This is a genomic window from Bordetella ansorpii, from assembly GCF_900078315.1.
GTDB lineage: Bacteria > Pseudomonadota > Gammaproteobacteria > Burkholderiales > Burkholderiaceae_B > Bordetella > Bordetella ansorpii.
Genome location: NZ_FKBS01000013.1, coordinates 194,838 through 210,827, shown reverse-complemented (window position 1 = coordinate 210,827; position 15,990 = coordinate 194,838). Strand labels below are relative to the sequence as shown.

Sequence of the window (15,990 nt, the reverse complement as noted above, 5' to 3'; positions counted from 1 at the left end):
CGCTACCCGCCCCAAAGACAGAAGGCCCTCCAAATGGAGGGCCTTCTGGGGTATTGCCGGGTCGAAGTGCTTCAGTCAGTGCATCGCATGCATGTCCATCGTCGAGGCCTGCGGATCGGAATCCACAGAACCCGACGCGGCCGCGCCGTCCCGCTCGCTGGCAACCAGATCCACGCGTTCGCGCAGTTCCTTGCCGGCCTTGAAGTGCGGCACCTGCTTACCAGGCACCAGCACTTGTTCGCCCGACTTGGGGTTGCGCCCGATCCTTGGCGACCGTTGCGACAACGAAAAGCTGCCGAAACCACGGATCTCGATGCGTTGACCCGAGGCCAGGGCCTGGGTCATCGCGTCAAGCATGGTCTTGACGGCGTAATCGGTGTCGCGGGCGGCCAACTGGGGATAGCGGGCCGCCAGCGCGGCGATCAGCTCCGACTTGGTCACTTATCAACCGTCGTTACGCTGTTGGTCCAGCTTGGCCTTCAGCAGGGCGCCCAGGTTGGTGGTGCCCGACGAAGCGCTGGCATCCGACATGCGTTGGATGGTTTCAGCGGTTTCGGCGTTGTCGCGAGCCTTGATCGACAGCTGGATCGAACGCGCCTTGCGGTCGACGTTGATGATCATGGCTTCGACGTTCTCGCCGGCCTTCAGCACGGTGGTGGCGTCTTCGACACGGCCAGCCGAGATTTCGGAAGCGCGCAGGTAGCCTTCGACGTCCACGGACAGGGTGATGACGGCGCCCTTGGCTTCGACCGACTTGATCGTGCCAGGAACGACGGCGCCCTTGTCATAGGTAGCCACGAAGTTGTTGAAGGGGTCGCCTTCCAGCTGCTTGATGCCCAGCGAGATGCGTTCCTTGTCGGTGTCGATGCCCAGAACCACGGCTTCGAGCTCGTCGCCCTTCTTGAAGTTGCGCACGGCTTCTTCGCCGGTTTCCGTCCACGACAGGTCGGACAGGTGGACCAGGCCATCGATGCCGCCGGGCAGGCCGACGAACACACCGAAGTCGGTGATCGACTTGATGGCGCCGCGGACCTTGTCGCCACGCTTGAAGTTGGTGGCGAACTCTTCCCACGGGTTCTGGCGGCACTGCTTCATGCCCAGCGAGATACGGCGACGGTCTTCGTCGATCTCCAGGACCATGACTTCGACTTCTTCGCCCAGGGTGACAACCTTGCGCGGATCGACGTTCTTGTTGGTCCAGTCCATTTCGGAGACGTGCACCAGGCCTTCGATGCCGGCTTCGACTTCCACGAACGCGCCGTAGTCGGTCAGGTTGGTGACCTTGCCGAACAGACGGGTGCCCTGCGGGTAGCGACGGGCCAGGCCCACCCAAGGATCTTCGCCCAGTTGCTTGACGCCCAGCGAGACGCGGCTCTTTTCCTGGTCGAACTTGAGGACCTTGGCTTCGACTTCCTGACCCACTTGCAGGACTTCGGACGGGTGACGCACGCGGCGCCATGCCATGTCGGTGATGTGCAGCAGGCCGTCGATACCGCCCAGGTCCACGAACGCGCCGTAGTCGGTGATGTTCTTGACCACGCCCTTGACCACGGCACCTTCGTGCAGGGTTTCGAGCAGCTTCTGGCGCTCTTCGCCCATGCTGGCTTCCAGCACCTGGCGGCGCGACAGCACGACGTTGTTGCGCTTGCGGTCCAGCTTGATGACCTTGAATTCCAGGGTCTTGCCTTCGTACGGCGTCGTGTCCTTGACGGGGCGCAGGTCGACCAGCGAGCCCGGCAGAAACGCGCGGATGCCGTTGGTCATGACGGTCAGGCCGCCCTTGACCTTGCCGGTGATGGTGCCGGTAACCAGCTCGCCGTTCTCGAGCGCGGTTTCCAGTTGCAGCCAGGCCGACAGGCGCTTGGCGCGGTCACGCGACAGGATGGTGTCGCCGTAGCCGTTTTCCAGCGAGTCGATGGCCACCGAGACGTAGTCGCCGGGTTGGACTTCGAGTTCGCCCTGGTCGTTCAGGAACTCTTCCAGGGGAACCAGCGCCTCGGACTTCAGGCCGGCGTTGACGACCACGAAGTTGTGGTCGATGCGAACGACTTCAGCGCTGATGACCTCACCGGACTTCATGTCCTGGTTCTTGAGGCTCTCGGCGAAAAGGGCGGCAAAGCTTTCGCCGCCAAAGTCGGAAGTGGAAACGGAAGACATTAGGTTATGCGTCCATGGCCAAAATGGCCGGGTTGAATACACGCCAAGGCGGATTGCCCGCTCCAGCGGAGTGAAAGAAACCTGCCGGCATCACGCATGCTTGCGGGGTGGTCCCGTGGGGATGCGCGCTTGGCCGTCAGGGCCTACAGCTGTGATACAGAATATGGGTACTCGGTACTGCTCTTGCAAGAGAACGGATTACCGTTCCGCCTGCCCTGCCCGCGCATGCCAGTGATCCAGCACGGCCTGTACCGTTTGCTCGATCGTGAGATTCGACGAATCGAGCTCCCGGGCATCCGCCGCGGCAACCAGCGGCGCGGCGGCGCGTTGCGAGTCGCGCGCATCGCGTGCACGCAGATCTTCCAGCACCTTGGAGAGCAGGTCGTCAATATTAGCCGGATTTCCCTTGTCGATCAACTGCTTACAACGCCTCTGCGCCCTGGCCTCGACATCCGCCACCAGAAATATCTTCAATGGGGCGTCCGGAAACACCACCGTACCCATGTCGCGGCCGTCGGCCACCAGGCCCGGCGCCTGGCGAAAAGCCCGCTGGCGGGCCAGCAGCGCCTCGCGCAGGGCGGGATAGGCGGCGATCCGCGAGGCCAGGTTGCCGACCTGCTCCTGGCGGATGGCATCGGCCACTTCCTGGCCTTCCAGCAGGATGGACGAGCCCTCGAAACGCACGTCCAGCGTGCGGGCCGCCTCGGCCAGTGCCGGGGCGTCGTCGGGGGAAATGCCGCGATTGAGGGCGACCAGGGCGGTCAGGCGGTATAGCGCGCCGCTGTCGAGCACCGCCCAGCCCAGGGCGTCGGCGACGCGATGGGCGATGGTGCCCTTGCCCGAGGCGGTGGGGCCGTCGATGGCAATGACCGGTACGGCGCCGTCGGCCGGCGCCACGGGGGATTGATTCATGCGAATCCCTCTATCGATTCAGGAGCTGACCAGGCTCGCATAGACGTCGAAATAGCCGGGAAACGTCTTGCTGACGCAGCCCGGATCCAGGATGCGCACCGCGGCCGGGCCGAACGCGGCCAGCGAGAAGCACATGGCCATGCGGTGGTCGTCCCAGGTGCCGATGTGCGCATCGCGCCATTGGCCCGCTGCCGGCGGCGTGACCCGCAGCCAGTCCGGCCCCGACTCCACCTGCGCGCCCAGCTTGGCCAGCTCGGTGTGCATGGCGTGGATGCGGTCGGTTTCCTTGACCCGCCAGCTGCCGATGTTGCGCAGGCGGCACGGGCCGTCTGCATACAGGGCCAGCGCCGCGGCCGTCATGGCGGCGTCGGGGATCAGGTTGAAATCCGCATCGAACGCGCGCAGTCGCTCGCCCTGCGCCACCCGCACGCCGCTGGCCTGCAGCCAGCCATCGCCGGATTCGATCGTAGCGCCCATGGCGCGCAATGTCTCGGTGAAAGCGACGTCGCCCTGGATGCTGCCGGCATCCACGCCGGTGACGCGCAGCGGACCGCCGCCAATGGCGCCCAGCGCCAGGAAATACGAGGCGGTGGACGCGTCGCCCTCGACCGCGATGCGGCCCGGGCTGCGATAGGCCGCGTCGGCCGCCACCGTGAAGCGCTGCCAGCCGTCGCGCCGCACGGCCACGCCGTAGCGCGACATCAGATTCAGCGTGATCTCGATGTAAGGCTTGGAGATGAGCTCGCCGACGACCTCGATGACGACGTCCTTGCCCGTGGCGCGCGCCAGCAGCGGCGAGGCCAGCAGCAGCGCAGTCAGGAACTGGCTGGAGACATTGCCCTGCACCCGCACCGGGGCATCGGCGCGCGGCGCGCCCGCCTTGATGTGCAGCGGCGGATAGCCTGCCTGGCCCAGGTAATCGACGTCGGCGCCCAGGCCGCGCAGCGCGTCGACCAGGTCGCCGATGGGCCGCTCGTGCATGCGCGGCACGCCCGACAGGCGGTAATCGCCGCCCGTCAGCGCCAGCGCGGCGGTCAGCGGACGGAAGGCGGTGCCCGCGTTGCCCAGGAACAGGTCGGCCTGGCGCGTGGGAAAGCGCATGGCGCCGCCCACCGTGACATGGCCCTCGCCGTGGTCGTCGACCTGCACGCCCAACTGGCGCAGCGCGGCCAGCATGACGCGCGTGTCGTCGGAATCGAGCAGGCCGGTGATGTCGGTCACGCCCTCGGCCAGCGCCGCCAGCAGCAGCACGCGGTTGGATATGCTCTTGGACCCTGGCAGGGCCACCTCGCCGCGCGCCTGCGCGGCATGAGGCAGGTCGAGATGGTCGGCTTCATTCATGGTCGGGTCCTTGGGTGTCGCTGCCCGCGCTCATTGCGGGTCGCGGCGCCAGTTGCGGCGCGCCTGCGCGGCGTGATCTAGCATGGCCAGCAATGCCGGGCCATCGCCGTCGCGCAGCGCCTGTTCGGTCTGGTCCAGCACGCCGCGCACGGCAGCCAGTTCCGCCAGCAGCGCCGGCTTGTTGGACAGGAAAATGTCGCGCCACATCTCGGGCGATCCCGCGGCGATGCGGGTGAAATCGCGGAAACCGCTGCCGGCCAGTCCCAGGCGCCGTCCGGCATCCTCGGCGGACGCCACCTGCGCCATGTAGACGGCGGACAGCAGGTGCGGCATGTGGCTGACGGACGCCAGCACGCGGTCGTGCGTGTCGGCATCCATGTCGATGACCTCGGCGCCACAGGCCTGCCAGGCATCGCGCACGAGCGCGACGGATTCAGGAGAATTCTCGGGCAGCGGCGTCAGCACCACGGTGCGGTCGCGGTACAGCGTGGCGTCGGCGGCCTCGGGACCGGTGCGCTCGGCGCCCGCGATGGGATGGCCCGGCACGAAGCACGCAATGCGATCGCCCAGTGCGGCACGGGCGGCCTCGACGACCTCGGCCTTGGTGCTGCCGCCATCGGTCAGCACGATGCCGGGCCGCAGGTGCGGCCGCATGCGCGCCAGCACGGCGCCCAGGCTGCCCACCGGCGTGGCCAGCATGACCAGGTCGGCGCGCCGCGCGGCCGTCTCGGCATCGACGGCCTCGTCGATCAGGCCCAGCTCGACGGCGCGCTGCAGCGATTGCGCATTGCGCCCCACGCCCAGCACCTGCCCCACCCTGCCCGCCTGGCGCAGCGCGGCGGCGAACGAACCGCCGATCAGGCCGACGCCGACGATGGCCAGTACGGGTGCGGCGTTGCTCATTTGCCTGCCGACAGGATCTGCTCGAGGGCCTCGATGAAACGCGTGTTCTCGCCGGGCAGGCCGATGGTGACGCGCAGCCACTCGGGCAGGCCGTCGCCTGCCACCGGACGCACGATCACGCCGCGCTTGAGCAGTTCGAGGTTGATGCGGGGCGCGTCGCCCACGTGCACCAGCACGAAGTTGCCGTAGCTGGGCACGTAGTGCAGGCCCAGCTTGTCGAAGGCCGCGCACAGTTGCGCCTTGCCCGCCTTGTTGCCGGCGTAGGCCTGCTCCAGATAGGCCGCGTCGCCCAGCGCCGCGATGGCGGCCGCCTGGGCCAGCGTGTTCACGTTGAACGGCTGGCGCACGCGATTCAGCAGGTCGGTCAGGCGCGGCTGCGACAGCGCGAAGCCCACGCGCAGGCCGGCCAGGCCATAGGCCTTGGAGAACGTGCGCGACACGATCAGGTTGGGGAACTGGCGAACCAGTTCGGTGCTGTCGAAGCGCAGTTCGGGATCGAGGTACTCGTTGTAGGCCTCGTCCAGCACCACCGTGACGCGGTCGCCGTGGGCGTCGCGCACGCGTGCAAGGAAGGCCTGCAGTTGCGGGCCGCCGATGAAGGTGCCGGTGGGATTGTTGGGGTTGGCGATGAACAGCAGGCGCGTGTCGTCGGCGATGGCCGCGAACATGGCGTCCAGGTCATGGCCGTAGTCGCGCGCCGGCACCATGATATGGCGGGCGCCGCGGGCCTGCGTGGCCAGTTTGTAGACGACGAAGGCATGCTGCGCGTAGACCGCCGACGTGCCCGGCGACAGCAGCGCCAGCGCCGCGATTTCGAGGATGTCGTTCGAGCCGTTACCCAGCGTGATCCAGTCCATCGGCACGCCGTAGCGCTTGGACAGCGCGGACTTCAGGTCGAAGCCGTTCGGATCCGGATAGCGGGCCAGCGCCTCGGCGGCGGCGGCGATGGCGGCGCGCGCCGAGGCGGGCATGCCCAGCGGGTTCTCGTTGGAGGCCAGCTTGACGATGCCGGCCGGGTCCAGGCCGAACTCGCGGGCGAGTTCGTCGATGGGCTTGCCGGCCTGGTACGGCGCGATCGCGTTGATGTGGGCGGGCGCGGCGAAAGTCTTGTCGTTGCTCATGGTGCGTAGCCTGACGGTGCGTAACCTATTGGGCCGGGTAGGATCCCAGCAGCTTGAAGAATGCAACCTGCGCCTGCAGCGCCGCCAGGGCCTGCGCCACGTTCGCATCATCGCGGTGGCCCAGCAGGTCGATGTAGAAGTAGTACTCCCATTGCCCGGTGCGGGCCGGCCGCGACTCGAAGCGCGTCATGGACACGCCGCTGGCGGCCAGGGGCGACAGCATCTCGTACACGGCGCCCGCGCGGTTGGGCACGGCCAGGATCAGGCTGGTCTTGTCGCGGCCGCTGGGGCCAGGCTTGAGCGTGCCGATGGCCAGGAAGCGCGTGCGGTTCTGCGCGTCGTCCTGGATGCCCGAGGCGACGACCGTCAGGCCCCAGGCCGGCGCGGCCACTTCACCGGCGATGGCGGCGACGGTGGGATCCTGCGCGGCCACGCGAGCAGCCTCGGAGTTGCTGGCCGCGGCCACGCGCTCCAGTTCGGGATAGTTGCGCGTCAGCCAGTTCTGGCACTGCGCCAGTGCCTGCGGATGCGCCGAGATGGCCTTGATGCCGTCCATGCCGCCGCTTTGCGTCATCAGGCAGTGGCGGATGACCAGCGAGCGCTCGCCCAGGATCTGCAGGGGCGACCCCAGCAGCAGGTCCAGGCTGCGGTTGACCGCGCCTTCGGTGGAGTTCTCGACCGGCACCATGCCCACGTCGGCCTGCCCGGCCTCGACGGCGCGGAAGACCTCGTCGAACGAGGCGCACGGCAGGCGCTGCACGGAATGGCCGAAATGGTCCAGCGCCGCCTGCTCGGAGAACGAGCCCTGCGGGCCCAGGTAGGCGACGGTCATGCCGCGCTCCAGGCCGCGGCAGGCGGACATGATCTCGGTCCAGACCGCGGCCACCCCGGCGTTGGGGAACGGCCCGGGATTGTTCTGCTGCAACGCGCGGATGACGGCGGCTTCGCGCTCGGGACGCAGCGCCGCGCCGTCGGCCTGCACGGCATGCTTGGCATCGCCCACGGCCTGGGCCGTGCGGGCCCGTTCGCACAGCAGGGCCAGGATCTGCGCATCGATGGAATCGATACGCTCGCGCAGCGGGCGCAGCGCGGCGGCTAGCGAGGCGTCATCCATGGGTGCGCTCGAATTCCTTCAAGTATTCGACCAGGGCCTGCACGCCCGCCAGCGGCATGGCGTTGTAGATGGAGGCGCGCATGCCGCCCACGCTCTTGTGGCCCTTCAACTGCGTGAGACCCGCGGCATCGGCGCCCTTCAGGAAGGCGTCGTTCAGCGAGTCGTCGCGCAGCACGAACGGCACGTTCATGCGCGAGCGCACCGGCGCATGCACCGGATTGCGGTAGAACGAGGAGCTGTCCAGATAGCCGTACAGCAGCTCGGCCTTGGCCGCGTTGGCGGCCTCGATGCCATCGACGCCGCCCTGCGCCTTGATCCACTTGAACACCAGGCCCGCCACATAGATGGCATAGGCCGGCGGCGTGTTGTAGCGCGAGTGCTCGGCGGCCACGTTGGCGTAGTCGAATGCGGAGGGGCAGATCGGCAGTGCGTGGCCCAGCAGGTCGCGCCGCGCGATGACGACGGTGGCGCCGGCCGGGCCGACGTTCTTCTGCGCGCCCGCGAACAGCAGGCCGGCACGCTCGATGTCGAGCTTGCGCGACAGGAAATGCGACGAGGCATCGACCACCAGCGGCACGTCGGGCGCGCCCAGCGCGGCCATGTCGGGCCAGTCGACGGTCTCGACGCCGCCGATGGTCTCGTTGCTGCACAGGTGCAGGTAGGCGGCATCCTTGCGGACGTTCCAGGTCTCGGCGGACGGCGACCAGGTGAAGGCGCCCTGCTGCGCGCCGTCGATCTCGGTGGCCGCGCCGCTGGTGGCCGCGACCTGCGCGTCGCCGTAGCGGCCGGCTTCTTTATGCGAACGCACCGACCAGTGGCCGGTGAGCACGAAATCGGCCGACGGGGACGCGCGGCGGCCCATCAGGTTCATCGGGACGATGGCGTTCTCGCCCAGGCCGCCGCCCTGCATGAACATGATGGCGTAGTCGGCGGGCAGGCCCAGCAGGTCGCGCAGGTCGTTCTCGGCCTCGTCGCAGATCTGCACGAAGTGCTTGCCGCGATGGCTCATTTCCATGACCGACATGCCGCTGCCGCGCCAGTCGAGCATTTCCGCCGCGGCTTGCCGCAGCACCGACTCGGGCAGGGCCGACGGGCCCGCCGAAAAATTCCAGGGACGCGTCATGCTGCGTTACTCCGTAGATCCGGTGGAAGAGGTGTCCCCGGCGTCGCCCTGCGATTGCGCGCCGTTGTCGTCGTCGATGCCTTCGTCGCCTTCGCCTTCGATTTCGTCGGCGTCGCTTTCGACCACGCGGCGCACGCCCGACAGGCTGCTGCCGTCATCCACGCTGATCAGGGTGACGCCTTGCGTGGCGCGGCCCATTTCGCGGATTTCGGACACGCGGGTGCGCACCAGCACGCCGCCCGTGGTGATCAGCATGATCTCGTCGGACGGGCGCACCAGCACGGCGCCCACGACGCGGCCGTTGCGCGACGAGGTCTGGATGGCGATCATGCCCTTGGTGCCGCGGCCGTGGCGGGTGTATTCGACGATGGAGGTGCGCTTGCCGTAGCCGTTCTCGGTGGCGGTCAGCACGCTTTGCGTTTCGTCTTCCGCCACCAGCAGCGAGATGACGGTTTGCGTTTCCTCGAGCTGCATGCCGCGCACGCCGCGGGCGTTGCGGCCCATCGGGCGCACGTCGTTCTCGTCGAAACGCACGGCCTTGCCGGCATCGGAGAACAGCATGACGTCGTGCTTGCCGTCGGTCAGGTCGGCGCCGATCAGGAAGTCGCCGTCATCGAGATCGACCGCGATGATGCCGGCCTTGCGGGGGTTGGAGAAATCGGACAGCGGGGTCTTCTTGACCGTGCCTCGCGACGTCGCCATGAAGACGTAGTGGTCTTCGCTGAATTCCTTGACGGGCAGCACCACCGTGATCTTCTCGCCTTCGGCCAGCGGGAACATGTTGACGATGGGGCGGCCGCGCGAGCCGCGCGTGCCCTGCGGCACTTCCCAGACCTTCAGCCAGTAGACGCGGCCGCGGTTGGAGAAGCACAGCAGGTAGTCGTGCGTGTTGGCGATGAACAACTGGTCGATCCAGTCGTTTTCCTTCATCGCCGTGGCCTGCTTGCCGCGTCCGCCGCGCTTCTGCGAGCGGTACTCGGAAAGCGGCTGGCTCTTGATGTAGCCGCTGTGCGACATGGTGACCACCATGTCCATCGGGGTGATCAGGTCCTCGGTGTCGATGTCGTAGGCATTGACTTCGATCTCGGCGCGGCGCACGTCCTTCGCGCTGGTGGCGAACTCGGCCTTGATGGCCTGCAGTTCGTCGCCGATGATCGTGGTGATGCGCTCGGGACGCGACAGGATGTCCAGCAGATCGGCGATGTTGTCCATCACTTCGCGGTACTCGCCGACGATCTTGTCCTGCTCCAGGCCGGTCAGGCGCTGCAGGCGCATGTTCAGGATTTCCTGCGCCTGGGTATCGGACAGACGGTACAGGCCGTCGTTCTGCAGGCCGAACTCGGCAGCCAGGTCGTCCGGACGATAGGCCGCGCGGCCGCCCGGCGTATTGCCGTCGTCGGCGCGCGCCAGCATCTCGCGCACCAGCGAGGAATCCCAGGTGCGCGCCATCAGTTCCTGGCGCGCCACCGGTGGGGTCGGCGCGGCCTTGATGATGGCGATGAAATCGTCGATGTTGGCCAGCGCCACGGCCAGGCCTTCCAACACGTGGCCGCGCTCGCGCGCCTTGCGCAACTGGAACACCGTGCGGCGCGTGACCACTTCGCGGCGATGCTGCAGGAAGTAGCTGATGAGCTGCTTCAGGTTCAGCAGGCGGGGCTGGCCGTCGACCAGCGCCACCAGGTTCATGCCGAACGTGTCCTGCAGCTGCGTGTTCTTGTAGAGGTTGTTGAGCACGACCTCGGGCACTTCACCGCGCTTCAACTCGATGACCAGGCGCATGCCGTCCTTGTCCGACTCGTCGCGGATGTCGGAGATGCCCTCGATCTTCTTTTCGTTGACCAGTTCGGCGATGCGCTCCTGCAGGGTCTTCTTGTTGACCTGGTAGGGAATGGCGTCGACCACGATGGCCTGGCGATTGCCCTTCTCCATGTCCTCGAAGTGGACCTTCGCGCGCATCACGACACGGCCGCGTCCGGTGCGGTAGCCTTCGCGCACGCCGCTCATGCCGTAGATGATGCCGCCAGTGGGGAAGTCGGGCGCGGGGATGAGCTCCATGAGCTCATCGATGGTGCACTCCGGATTGCGCAGGCAGTACAGGCAGCCGTCGACCACTTCGGTCAGGTTGTGCGGCGGAATGTTGGTGGCCATGCCCACGGCGATGCCCGAGCTGCCGTTGACCAGCAGGTTGGGCAGGCGCGAGGGCAGCAGCAGCGGCTCTTGCTCGCTGCCGTCGTAGTTGGGGCCGAAATCGACGGTTTCCTGGTCGATGTCGGCCAACAATTCGTGGGCGATCTTGGCCAGGCGGATTTCGGTGTAACGCATCGCCGCGGCGTTGTCGCCGTCGATGGAACCGAAGTTGCCCTGGCCGTCGACCAACATGTAGCGCATGGAGAAATCCTGCGCCATGCGGACGGTGGTGTCGTAGACGGACTGGTCGCCGTGCGGGTGGTACTTACCGATCACGTCACCGACGATACGCGCCGACTTCTTGTAGGCGCGATTCCAGTCGTTGTTCAGTTCGTGCATGGCGTACAGCACGCGCCGGTGCACGGGCTTCAAGCCATCGCGCACATCGGGCAGCGCGCGACCGACGATCACGCTCATCGCGTAATCGAGGTAGCTGCGGCGCATCTCTTCTTCCAGCGATACCGGAAGCGTCTCCTTGGCAAAGGAATCCATATTGGTGGCGACAGAATCGTGTAAGGGGATGGGCCCCGGCCGGACGAACCCGGGCCCGGGCAAACGGGAAATTTTATCATCCAGCGGTCACCCCCCGCCGGACCCGGCTTTGGCGCCCCGTCGCAAGGCCCCTGCCGACCGCAACATTTTGACATTACAACCTTGTTGCCAAAAACCAACATGAATATCCTGCGGAGCATAGAAAAGCCGCTATCGCAGGGGAATGGACTGGACCAAGGCAGCCAAAGGCGGGCAAATGCCTTAAGATTGTTTCCAGCACGCAGGAGACCCAGCAGCAGTGCTTGAACACTGTCCAGGCATTGTTATACTGGCCCCGTTTTCCTGATATGCGGCGGGGGTCGCTGCGAGTCATCTATCCAGCTTCAAGCTCAACGAGGAGAAACATGAACAAACCCTCCAAATTCGCTCTGGCTCTTGCCTTCGCCGCCGTCACGGCCTCTGGTGCGGCTTCCGCCCAAACCGTCGACAACTGGCGCAATGCTTTCGGCACGGTGTGGAAGAACGGCACCAACGAACTGTGCTGGCGCGATGCCTTCTGGACCCCGGCCACCGGCATCCCCGGTTGTGACGGCGTGCCTGTCGCCCAGGCCGCTACGCCGCGCGCTCCGGCTCCCCAGCCGACCGCCTCGAAGGTCGTCTTCAACGCCGACACGTTCTTCGACTTCGACAAGTCGACGCTGAAGCCGGAAGGCCGCCAGCTGCTGGACCAAGTGGCTTCCCAGGTGAACACCATCAACCTGGAAACCCTGATCGCCGTTGGCCACACCGACTCGATCGGTTCGGACGCCTACAACCAGAAGCTGTCCGAGCGTCGTGCCGCTTCGGTCAAGTCGTACCTGGTCAGCAAGGGCATCGACGCCAACCGTATCTACACGGAAGGCAAGGGCGAGAAGCAACCCGTTGCTTCGAACTCGACCCGCGAAGGCCGCGCGAAGAACCGCCGCGTGGAAATCGAAATCGTCGGTACCCGCCGCTAAGCATTTCGACCGGCGTCACAGCCGGTACAATAAAGGGCCACGCACAGCGTGGCCCTTTTTTTTGCCGCCGGGCCGCTGCCGGGCAACCGCCGCCTGGCTTTCAGGTCCCGGGGCCCGGCACTCGGCACGGACCTCTCCTGCCTTCGCCAACGGCCGCTCCATGACCCCAGATACCTCTGCCCGCCCCGTCAACGCCGACCAGGCCGAACTGGACAAGTTCAGCGCCCTGGCCTCGCGCTGGTGGGATCCGGAAAGCGAATTCAAGCCGCTGCACGCCATCAACCCGCTGCGCCTGGAATGGATCCAGGAGCTGGCCGGCAGCTTGGCGGGCAAGCGCGTGCTGGACGTGGGTTGCGGCGGCGGCATCCTGTCCGAAAGCATGGCGCGCGCCGGCGCCCAGGTCACGGGCATCGACCTGGCCGACAAGTCGCTGAAGGTGGCGCGTCTTCATGGCCTGGAATCGGGCGTGCCGGTGGAATACCGCAAGGTGCCGGTCGAAGACCTGGCCGCCGAACAGCCCGGCCAGTACGACGTGGTCACCTGCATGGAAATGCTGGAACATGTCCCCAACCCGGCGTCCATCGTGCAGGCCTGCGCCGCGCTGGCCAAGCCGGGCGGCTGGGTGTTCTTCTCCACGCTGAACCGCAACCCCAAGTCGTTCCTGTTCGCCATCATCGGCGCCGAATACGTGCTGCGCCTGCTGCCGCGCGGCACCCACAGCTACGAAAGCTTCATCAAGCCCAGCGAGCTCGCCTCGTCGGTGCGCCAGGCCGGGCTGGAAACGGTGGGCATGCGCGGCATGGAATACAACCCGATCACCAAGATCTATTCGCTGTCGGCCGATACGTCGGTGAATTACCTGATGGCCACGCGCAAATGAACGACGAGTCTCCCATGACGGCATTGGTCCTGTTCGACTTCGACGGCACGCTGGCCGATACCGCTCCCGACCTGGCCGCCGCGGCCAACCGGCAGCGCACCCGGCAAGGCCTCGATCCCCTGCCCTACGAGACCCTGCGTCCGGTGGCGTCGCACGGCGCCCGCGGCCTGCTGCGCGCGGCGCTCGGCCTCAAACCGGAAGACCCGGGCTACGAAGCCGTGCGCATGCAGTTCCTGGAAGACTACGCAGCGGGCTCCACAGTGCACAGCACGCTGTTCCCGGGTATCGCCGAACTGCTGGCGCGCCTGCAACGGCACGGCCTGTCCTGGGGCATTGTCACCAATAAGGCGACCCGGCTGGCCGTGCCCATCATCGAATACCTGGGCCTGGCCGAGCAAAGCGCCGCCACCGTGTGCGGCGACACCGCCGAACACCCCAAGCCCCATCCGGCGCCGCTGCTGCTGGCGGCTTCGCAGGCCGGCTTCTCGCCCGAACGCTGCGTCTATGTCGGCGACGACCTGCGCGACGTGCAGGCCGCGCACGCCGCGGGCATGCCCGCCGTGGCGGCGGCCTACGGCTACATCGGCGTCGACGGCGACGCCACGGTCTGGCAGGCGGAAGCCTGCGCCGACAGCGTCGAAGCGCTGTGGCCGGCCATCCGCGCCCTGCTGCCCTCGGACGTGCGCCACGCATTATCCGACCAGACCGAACAGTAAAGCCGGCCGGGTGGCCTTTATCCGACCGCCCATTCTCCCCTACAGTACCGAACATCCTGCGGTAACCGCGCCCACCGGCACGAACCGCTCGCTCCCCCTTTTCCATTTCTGCTCCGGTGCGCGGCCCACAAGGCCGCGTGCCCGTTTGCCCATGCCTTTGCTTCCCATACTGCTGTTGTCCGCGTCGGGTTTCACCATCCTGACTACCGAGTTCCTGATCATCGGCCTCTTGCCGCCCATGGCGCGCGACCTCGACGTCACGGTGTCGCAGGCCGGCCTGCTGGTGTCGCTGTTCGCCTTCACGGTCGCGGCCACCGGCCCGCTGCTGACGGCATTGATGACCAACATCGAGCGCAAGCGCCTGTTCGTCGGCGTGCTGGTGCTGTTCGGCCTGTCCAACACCCTGGCGGCCCTGGCGCCCGACATCGGCACCATGGCTGTCGCGCGCCTGGTCCCGGCGCTGGCCCTGCCCGTCTTCTGGTCGCTGGCCAGCGCCACCGCCGTGGAGATCGTGGGGCCGGAGCGCGCCGGCCGCGCCATCTCCCTGGTGGCGTTCGGCATCGTGGCGGCCACCGTGTTCGGCATCCCCATCGGCGTGCTGATCTCCGACGCCCTGGGCTGGCGCGCCGCGTTCGGCATCCTGGCCGCGGTGGCCTTCGCCAAGGCGGTCATGCTGCTGCTGACGTTCCCGCGCATCCAGCGCCACGGCCATACCGTGCGGTTGCGCGAGCAGGTGCGCATCCTGCGCAATCCGCTGGTGGTGGGGCACGTGCTGCTGTCGTTGCTGGTGTTCACGGGCATGTTCACGGCCTACACCTACCTGGCCGACATGCTGGAGCGGCTGGCGGGTTTCAACGGCCAGGTGGTGGGCTGGACCATGATGGCCTTCGGCGGCATCGGCATCATCGGCAACTGGCTGGGCGGCCGGCTGGTGGACCGCAGCCCGCTGGGCGCCACCCTGCTGTTCGGCACCATCATGGCCGGCGGCCTGGCCTTCGTCACCCTGGTGATGCGCGCGCCGGTGCTGCTGGCCGTGGCGCTGGCGGCGTGGGGCGTCGCCCAGGCAGCGCTGTTCATCGTCTGCCACGTGCGGCTGATGAAGGCCGCGCCCCAGGCGCCGGCCTTTGCCGCCTCGCTGAACATTTCGGGCGCCAATGCCGGAATCGGGCTGGGTGCGGTGGTCGGCGGCTACGTCATCGACCACCACGGCCTGGCCGCCCTGGGCGGAGCGGCCGCCGGCGTGCTGGCGGTGGGGATGCTGCTGGCGCTGGGCCTGATGGCCATGACGCGGCGCGCCCAGGCGGCGCCGGTGACGGCCGCCGAGCCGGTGGGCCAGCAATGCTGAGGGGTTTGCCGCCTGCATCGCGGCGGGAAGCATGGCAACAAGCGGGGCCGTCCGCCGCATCCCTCACGCGGCAGCTCGGCCCGCGCGCGTCCGGGGCAATTGCGCCCGGCGGTCGCGCTCCTGTCGCCAAAAGGCTTCAAGTCCAGCATCTTCCCGCATAAGAGCGTACAATCATCAGTCCTGGGGCCGATCCGGATTCGACGTGGGTCGCGAAACAGTTCAGGGCATGCCGAGCACCAGTACGCTCGTAAAACCACTGGAAACAATCAAACGCCAACGACGAGCGTTTCGCTCTCGCCGCTTAAGCGGTGAGCCGCTGCACCGATCTGTCCTTGGGTCGGGCGGAGGAAGGGCAACCTTCCTAAGGATTTCTGTCTAGGGCCTATATCCCCCGAAGCAGTTTCTTCCTGAACCGCAGCAGTGTTATTCACAAGGAATCGGCTTGCGCTGGGGTCACACGGCGTAGGTTTAAATTACGTGAATCGCTCTGGTCCGGCCTGTCGGTTGGCTAAGTCCAGGGTTAAAACGAAATAGGCCGACTACGCATGTAGAACTGACTGCAGAGGGCTTGCGGACGCGGGTTCAATTCCCGCCGGCTCCACCAGTATATTTATCCGGCATCGCCCGCCGGATAACAGAAAATCCCCAAGAGGTTCGCCTCCTGGGGATTTTTTTTGGCCATGCCGATGGCGGCCGCCAGG

General features: G+C 66.9%; 13 protein-coding genes and 1 other RNA gene. 5 read left to right on the top strand and 9 right to left on the bottom strand.

Annotated features, from left to right (window positions below; genetic code table 11):
- Positions 1 to 75: 75 nt before the first annotated feature.
- The 9 genes from A7W11_RS07130 to gyrA all read right to left on the bottom strand — a co-directional run bounded on the left by A7W11_RS07130 (position 76) and on the right by gyrA (position 11,350).
- Positions 76 to 441 carry an integration host factor subunit beta gene (locus A7W11_RS07130; RefSeq protein WP_066410314.1) on the bottom strand — a complete coding sequence of 122 codons (366 nt, stop codon included), beginning with the start codon at positions 439 to 441 and terminating at the stop codon, positions 76 to 78.
- A gap of 3 nt (positions 442 to 444) precedes the next feature.
- Complete coding sequence (gene rpsA, locus A7W11_RS07125) at positions 445 to 2,157, bottom strand: 30S ribosomal protein S1 (protein WP_066126134.1); 1,713 nt, start codon at positions 2,155 to 2,157, stop codon at positions 445 to 447.
- A 198-nt stretch (positions 2,158 to 2,355) separates the two neighbouring features.
- Positions 2,356 to 3,069 carry a (d)CMP kinase gene (gene cmk / locus A7W11_RS07120; RefSeq protein ID WP_066410313.1) on the bottom strand — a complete coding sequence of 238 codons (714 nt, stop codon included), beginning with the start codon at positions 3,067 to 3,069 and terminating at the stop codon, positions 2,356 to 2,358.
- An 18-nt stretch (positions 3,070 to 3,087) separates the two neighbouring features.
- The gene (gene aroA, locus A7W11_RS07115; protein ID WP_066410312.1) at positions 3,088 to 4,410 is read right to left on the bottom strand and encodes a 3-phosphoshikimate 1-carboxyvinyltransferase; all 1,323 of its coding nucleotides are present in this window, start codon (positions 4,408 to 4,410) and stop codon (positions 3,088 to 3,090) included.
- Between the two features lie 30 nt (positions 4,411 to 4,440).
- Entirely contained in the window at positions 4,441 to 5,313 is an 873-nt protein-coding gene (locus tag A7W11_RS07110; protein ID WP_066410311.1) for a prephenate dehydrogenase, read from the bottom strand.
- Positions 5,310 to 6,434 (bottom strand): histidinol-phosphate transaminase, encoded by a 1,125-nt coding sequence (hisC, locus tag A7W11_RS07105; protein WP_066410310.1) that lies wholly within the window; start codon positions 6,432 to 6,434, stop codon positions 5,310 to 5,312. Before hisC ends, A7W11_RS07110 begins: the two co-directional genes overlap by 4 nt.
- Positions 6,435 to 6,459: 25 nt before the next feature.
- Entirely contained in the window at positions 6,460 to 7,548 is a 1,089-nt protein-coding gene (gene pheA, locus A7W11_RS07100; RefSeq protein WP_066410309.1) for a prephenate dehydratase, read from the bottom strand.
- Positions 7,541 to 8,671 carry a 3-phosphoserine/phosphohydroxythreonine transaminase gene (gene serC, locus A7W11_RS07095; RefSeq protein ID WP_066410308.1) on the bottom strand — a complete coding sequence of 377 codons (1,131 nt, stop codon included), beginning with the start codon at positions 8,669 to 8,671 and terminating at the stop codon, positions 7,541 to 7,543. The genes pheA and serC overlap by 8 nt, the downstream gene beginning before the upstream one ends.
- Positions 8,672 to 8,677: 6 nt before the next feature.
- The gene (gene gyrA, locus A7W11_RS07090) at positions 8,678 to 11,350 is read right to left on the bottom strand and encodes a DNA gyrase subunit A (RefSeq protein WP_066410307.1); all 2,673 of its coding nucleotides are present in this window, start codon (positions 11,348 to 11,350) and stop codon (positions 8,678 to 8,680) included.
- A 404-nt stretch (positions 11,351 to 11,754) separates the two neighbouring features.
- Between gyrA and ompA the strand changes: the two genes are divergently transcribed.
- From ompA to ssrA, 5 genes are all read left to right on the top strand, one after another.
- Positions 11,755 to 12,348: an outer membrane protein OmpA gene (ompA, locus tag A7W11_RS07085; RefSeq protein WP_066410306.1), complete on the top strand. Its 594-nt coding sequence runs from the start codon at positions 11,755 to 11,757 to the stop codon at positions 12,346 to 12,348.
- Between the two features lie 160 nt (positions 12,349 to 12,508).
- Positions 12,509 to 13,228, top strand: a complete 720-nt coding sequence (ubiG, locus tag A7W11_RS07080; protein ID WP_066410305.1) for a bifunctional 2-polyprenyl-6-hydroxyphenol methylase/3-demethylubiquinol 3-O-methyltransferase UbiG — start codon at positions 12,509 to 12,511, stop codon at positions 13,226 to 13,228.
- Positions 13,229 to 13,242: 14 nt separating this feature from the next.
- On the top strand, positions 13,243 to 13,944 hold the full coding sequence (gene gph, locus A7W11_RS07075; RefSeq protein ID WP_066410304.1) for a phosphoglycolate phosphatase: 702 nt from the start codon (positions 13,243 to 13,245) through the stop codon (positions 13,942 to 13,944).
- Positions 13,945 to 14,095: 151 nt separating this feature from the next.
- Positions 14,096 to 15,289, top strand: a complete 1,194-nt coding sequence (locus A7W11_RS07070; RefSeq protein ID WP_066410303.1) for an MFS transporter — start codon at positions 14,096 to 14,098, stop codon at positions 15,287 to 15,289.
- 182 nt (positions 15,290 to 15,471) lie between these two features.
- Positions 15,472 to 15,893, top strand: a transfer-messenger RNA (tmRNA) gene (gene ssrA / locus A7W11_RS07065).
- Positions 15,894 to 15,990 lie beyond the last annotated feature (97 nt).